This is a genomic window from Variovorax sp. WDL1, assembly GCF_001541225.1.
Lineage (GTDB): Bacteria > Pseudomonadota > Gammaproteobacteria > Burkholderiales > Burkholderiaceae_C > Variovorax.
This window is the reverse complement of sequence record NZ_LMTS01000216.1, coordinates 1-5,931: the sequence shown is the minus strand read 5'-3', so window position 1 is coordinate 5,931 and position 5,931 is coordinate 1. Positions and strand designations below refer to the sequence as shown.

At 63.8% G+C, this 5,931-nt stretch carries 5 protein-coding genes and 1 pseudogene; all 6 read left to right on the top strand.

All coding sequences use genetic code 11. The features are described 5' to 3' along the window. The first annotated feature begins 371 nt into the window (after nucleotides 1–371). The gene (locus APY03_RS27065; RefSeq protein ID WP_174262853.1) at nucleotides 372–1,094 is read left to right on the top strand and encodes a Crp/Fnr family transcriptional regulator; all 723 of its coding nucleotides are present in this window, start codon (nucleotides 372–374) and stop codon (nucleotides 1,092–1,094) included. A gap of 353 nt (nucleotides 1,095–1,447) precedes the next feature. Further along, nucleotides 1,448–2,224 carry a Crp/Fnr family transcriptional regulator gene (locus APY03_RS27060; RefSeq protein ID WP_068681721.1) on the top strand — a complete coding sequence of 259 codons (777 nt, stop codon included), beginning with the start codon at nucleotides 1,448–1,450 and terminating at the stop codon, nucleotides 2,222–2,224. A gap of 10 nt (nucleotides 2,225–2,234) precedes the next feature. Further along, complete coding sequence (locus tag APY03_RS27055) at nucleotides 2,235–3,272, top strand: zinc-dependent alcohol dehydrogenase family protein (protein ID WP_068681719.1); 1,038 nt, start codon at nucleotides 2,235–2,237, stop codon at nucleotides 3,270–3,272. Between the two features lie 8 nt (nucleotides 3,273–3,280). Continuing rightward, nucleotides 3,281–4,804: an SLC13 family permease gene (locus APY03_RS27050; RefSeq protein WP_068681717.1), complete on the top strand. Its 1,524-nt coding sequence runs from the start codon at nucleotides 3,281–3,283 to the stop codon at nucleotides 4,802–4,804. A gap of 4 nt (nucleotides 4,805–4,808) precedes the next feature. Further along, nucleotides 4,809–5,138, top strand: a complete 330-nt coding sequence (locus APY03_RS44605; protein WP_068681715.1) for a cation-transporting P-type ATPase — start codon at nucleotides 4,809–4,811, stop codon at nucleotides 5,136–5,138. A gap of 224 nt (nucleotides 5,139–5,362) precedes the next feature. Next, nucleotides 5,363–5,536: pseudogene (locus APY03_RS41820) on the top strand (ATP-binding protein); the annotation flags it as partial. Nucleotides 5,537–5,931 lie beyond the last annotated feature (395 nt).

Here is a 5,931-nt window from a genome sequence, read left to right as displayed (position 1 = left end):
ACGAGGCGCAGCTGTTCAGCCTGTTCGGGCTGGCCAATCTCGTCATCGCCAAGAGGTCGCTCTTGGCCACCCATGCCCGAGGTGCGACTTGAACGCGCAAAGAGGCCTCGACAGAGGCGCCAAGCGCCTTGCGCAGCGGCTGTGCAGAACGCACAACGCCGGCTTCGCGATGCCATCGCGTTGCGTCCGTTTCAATCCGGGCCGCGGTGCTCATTGATCAGCGAATCCCTAGACCAGCAAGTCCGAATGAAGTGGCAAGACCGGAAGGCGCCGCGGAAGGCACGCCCTCCTCGAGATCAACTGCAGAGCGGCACGTCCATGAGCAGGCCGGTGTTAGACCATCGGTATGAATAGAACCAGGCAGGGAGCCTATGACGGCAACTTTTACTGATTCAACAAAGAATTACCTGCTCGCTGCGCTGCCAGACGCAGCGCAGCGGCGCTGGCGACTTCGACTTGAACAGATCGATCTGTCCTTAGGCCAAGTGCTGTACGAGTCCGGCGGCGCGCTTAGCCACGTCTACTTTCCGACCACCGCTATCGTCTCGCTGCTATATGTGATGGAGAACGGTGCCTCCGCGGAGATCGCAGTCGTCGGCAACGAAGGCATCGTCGGGGTTTCGGTGTTCATGGGGGGCGGTTCCACGCCCAGTAGAGCGGTGGTGCAAAGCGCCGGCCAGGCCTTTCGGTTGAAGGCCGACGCCTTGACGGACGAGTTCAAACGGGCAGGCCCGGTGCTGCACTTGCTGTTGCGCTACACCCAGGCGCTGATCACCCAAATGGCACAAACGGCAGTGTGCAACCGACACCATTCGCTAGACCAGCAGCTCTGCCGATGGCTCTTACTCAGCCTGGACCGCGTGGGGGGAAATGAACTGGTGATGACGCAGGAGTTGATTGCCAACATGCTCGGTGTGCGCCGAGAAGGCGTCACTGAAGCTGCGCTCAAGCTGCAGCACGCGAAGCTGATCCGTTACTCCCGCGGCCACATCAAGGTACTGGACCGCCTTGGGCTGGAGAAACGCACCTGCGAGTGTTATGCGGTGGTCAAGAATGAGTACGACCGACTGCTGCCTGAGAAACTGGCGACGTAGCCTTGCGCAACCCCACAACAACGTAATCTTCAAGCCCCGGGTTCTAGCCTTGCTGTTGCGTGCGGCCCTCTGGCGCTTGCGCAACAAGTCGCACCAATCTGGCCACCTACCTTTGCCCAAAGAGAGCTGGCGGCCTTCCACAGCACCGACAGCGCAGACGTAGAAATTTCGCATGGGCGGATCACGGGAACTGTGGCTCTTGCGTAGCAACTCTTCTACCGCTATGTGCGGTGTCAGACAGTCAGTTGGCGAAGTAGCGCGCACACCTGTCCCGTCGAATGGCATTCGACACCAACGCGCTCCTGCGCAGCTCGCCAGCGACGCGGAGGAACTAGAAACTGCCAGGGAAGAGTTTGCCCGCCGTCGAGAACCACCTGATCGAGCTGCTCCCGCGTAAGGAACGGTTGCGGTTGCTCGCCATCTGCGAGCCAGTCCAGTTGGTGCACGCTGATGTGCTATGTGAACCCGGCGCGCCAACGCGCCATGTCTACTTTCCCATCGAGGGCTTCGTTTCCTTGGTGACACTCGTCGACGGCAGGCCGGGCCTGGAAGTCGGCATGGTCGGTCGCGAAGGCATGCTCGGGGCGCAACTCGCCCTGGGCGTCGTGACTGCGCCGTTGCATGCGCTGGTTCAAGGCCCGGGCGCGGCGTGGCGCGTCGGCACAGGTGACTTCCAGCGCGAGCTGGCGCGCAGTCCGGCGCTGCAGAGCGGCCTTAACCGTTATATCTACGTCCTGATGTCGCAGCTGGCCGCCTCGGCCGCATGCCTGCGCTTTCACCAGATCGGTCCGCGTCTGGCTCGCTGGCTTCTGATGAGCCAAGACCGCGCTCACGCCGACCACTTTCGCGTGACGCATGAGTTTCTTGCCTACATGCTTGGCGTGCGCCGTGTCGGCGTCACCGCCGCCGCCGGTGCCTTGCAGCGTAGCGGGCTGATCGAATACCGCCGTGGTGACCTGACCGTGCTTGACCGCGATGGACTCAAAGCGACGGCATGCGGTTGCTACGACGCCGATTGCCAGGCCTACGCCAAGTTGTTGCGACGCGACGTAGCCGTTCCGCGAGCCCGGCGAGATCGCCAACTTCCGTGCCGGTCTCTGCAGTTGCAAACCATCAATCCCCTCCCATAGAAAGCCCGCCATGCAAGCACTCGTGTACAACGGCCCGGGCCTAAAGAACCTGGAAGACCGCCCCAAGCCGATCGTCCAGGAGCCCACGGACGCGGTCATCAGAATCACCAAGACAACGATCTGCGGCACCGACCTGCACATCCTCAAAGGCGACGTGGCGACCTGCCAACCCGGAACCGTGCTGGGCCACGAAGGCGTGGGCATCGTCGATGCCGTGGGTTCGGGTGTCGCCACCTTCAAGCCGGGAGACAGGGTGCTGATCTCCTGCATCACTGCCTGCGGCCGCTGCGACCCGTGCCGCAAGCGCATGTACTCGCACTGCACGACCGGTGGCTGGATCCTGGGCCACCGCATCGACGGCACCCAGGCCGAATACGTGCGCATCCCCTATGCCGACACGAGCCTGTATCCGATTCCGCAGGGCGCGGACGAAGAGGCGCTGGTGATGCTGAGCGACATCCTGCCGACCGGCTTCGAATGCGGCGTGCTGAACGGAAAGATCGAGCCGGGTTCCAGCGTCGCCATCGTGGGTGCCGGGCCGATCGGGCTGGCCGCGCTGCTCACGGCGCAGTTCTATTCGCCGGCCGAGATCATCATGATCGACCTGGACGACAACCGGCTCGCCGTCGGCAAGCGCTTCGGCGCGACAGCCACCGTGAACAGTGCCGACGGCAATGCAGCGCAGCAGGTGATGAAGCTCACCGACGGGCGCGGCGTGGACACGGCCATCGAGGCGGTGGGCATCCCCGCCACCTTCACGCTGTGCGAGGACATCGTGGCGCCGGGCGGCACCATCGCCAATGTCGGCGTGCACGGCATCAAGGTCGATCTGCACCTGGAGCGGCTGTGGTCGCACAATGTGACGATCACCACCGGGCTGGTCGACACTTTCTCGATCCCGATGCTGCTCAATACCGTGCGGTCCCAACGCATCGACGCCAAGCAGTTGATCACGCACCGCTTCAAGCTCGGCGAAATCCTGCAAGCCTACGACACCTTCGGCAGGGCCGCCGACACCAAGGCACTGAAGGTGATCATCGAAGCGTGACAGGGTCCATGAATACCGTGTCCAACCCGCTTGTCGCCGGGTCGCCGCCGGCCGGCTCCGGCGGAATCGTCAAGAGAGCAGGACTGATCGCCGCGCTCGCTGCGCTGGTCGCCATCGTGTGGATGCCGACACCGCACGGCCTGCCGCCGGCCGGTCAGGTGATGCTGGGCATCCTCGCCTTTGCCGTGATCGTCTGGATGACGGAGGCGCTCGACTATGCCGTGAGTGCGGTGGTGATCGGCGCCCTCATGGTCTTGCTGTTGGCCTATGCGCCCGATGCGGCCAAGCCCTCCGGCGTCGACATGGGCACCGGGGCGGCACTCGGCCTGGCCTTGTCCGGCTTTTCCAACAGCGCCGTCGCGCTCGTCGCCGCGGCCTGCTTCATCGCCGCGGCGATGACTGCGACGGGTCTGGACCGTCGCATCGCGCTGGTGGTGCTGTCCAGGGTGGATGCGCGCACCAACCATATCGTGATCGGCGCCATGGTCGTGGGCTTCCTGCTGTCGTTCATCGTGCCGAGCACCACGGCGCGCGTGGCCTGCCTGGTGCCGATCATGATGGGCTTCATCCTGGCCTTCAAGGTGGAGAAGCGAAGCCGCTTCGCCGGCCTGCTGGTCATCACCGCCGCCCAGACCGCCAGCATCTGGAACGTGGGGATCAAGACCGCGGCGGCACAGAACATGGTCGCGGCGAGCTTCATCGAAAAGCAGTTCCAGACCACCATCAGCTGGACCGAGTGGTTCGTCGCCGGTGCGCCCTTCTCGGCGCTGCTGAGCGTCGCGCTCTACTTCATCATGACCCGCATGATGAGACCCGAGATGAAGGAGATCGCGGGCGGCAAGGCCACCATCCGAAAGCAGCTCGATGCGATCGGCGCAATGACATCGAAAGAATGGAAGCTTCTCGTGATCGTGCTGGTCCTGCTCGGCTTCTGGGCTTCCGAGAAGGCACTGCACGACTTCGACACTGCTTCGACGACCATCGCCGCCATCGCCCTGATGATGCTGCCCCGCCTGGGCGTGATGGACTGGAAGGAATCGCAGCGAGGCTTCCCTTGGGGAACCGTCGTTCTGTTCGCCGTCGGCATCAGCGTGGGCACCGCTCTCCTGCGAACCCAGGCCGCAGGATGGCTTGCGGACCTGATCGTCCAGAACCTCGGGCTTCGGCAGGCCAGCGCGTTCGCGATCCTGATGCTGCTGTCGCTGTTCCTGATCGTGATCCACCTCGGATTCGCGAGTGCGACCGCGCTGGCGTCCACCATGATTCCGATCGTCATCAGCGTGCTCACGGCGGTCCAGACGCCAGGCATCAACGTGGTCGGCATGACCATGCTGCTGCAATTCGTCGTGAGCTTCGGCTTCATTCTGCCGGTGAACGCGCCGCAGAACATGATCGCCTACGGTACGGACACCTTCGAGGCCCGCGACTTCATCCGCACGGGTCTCGTGATCACGCTGGCGGCGACCGTTCTGCTGGTGGTCTTGGCGCTCACGTACTGGCCTTGGAGGGGGTACATGACCAAGGCAGCTTGACGCCATGGCGACGGAAGGCAGACGCGACGACCCGTCGATGAAGGACGCCGACGAAGTCGCGCGGGCGCTCGGGGCCGACCCCGACCGCGGGCTCACTTCCCAGGAGGCGTCCCGCCGGTTCTCGGAGAACGGCGCGAACGAACTCCGCACGGCGCCACGAACACCCATGTGGGGCCGCGTGCTCTCGCAGTTCCAGGATCCCCTCATTTACCTGCTGCTGGCCGCCATCGCGATCGCGCTCGTCGCCTGGGCCATCGAAGGCTTCACCGGCTGGCCCGTGGATGCGATCGTCATCGCGTCGATCGTGCGATCGTGCTGCTCAACGGGGTGCTGAGCCATGCACAGGAAGCCAAAGCGGCGGACGCCGTGGCCGCGCTGGGCCGGATGACCGCCGTGACCTCGGCCGTCGTGCGCGACGGGCAATCGCTGCGTGTTCCCAGCGCCGAGCTGGTGCGTGGTGACCTGCTCCTGCTCGGCGAGGGTAGACGCGGTCGGGGCGGACGCACGCCTGATTCAGGCGACGTCGCTGCGCGTGCAGGAAGCCTATGTTCTCACCGGCGAGAGCGTAGCATCGTCACTTCCAATCTCGTCGTGCAGGACTGGGGCAAATACCTCGGTGACGCCACCATGGGCACCACCATCCTCAACCGCTTCATGCATCGCGCCGCGGGCAAGAGCTATCGACTCAAGGAGGCCGTCGCACGCATCGCACAAATCCCCGTCACTGCATAATCCGACCCGTCCTGCCTGGAGCAGTTTGACCAGGCCATCGGGGGCATACGGCACCTCTGTGGGCCATGCTCTCCTCGATGCCCGGTGGCTCACCTGATGAGCCGGGCTGAGCTTCATTCCTAATCAGGTTTTCTTTTGGGCGATCTGCGGACTCTTCATAGAGCCCGCAGCGCGAAAAGCCTTCTCTATCCCGAGTTTGCTGCTCGTCGGTCGAGTTCTTCTTACCGGTGTGGGTCTTGGCTTTGTGCTTGCTTTCAGCGCTGCGCTTCCGGCTGCTTTGCGCTCTTATCGGTGCCATGAGACTTCGCTTTGTGCTTGACTTCGGCTGCAGCCTCGGCCTTGGGGCTGCCGGCCATCTGCGCTTCCGGCTGCTTTGCGCTCTTATCGGTGCCATG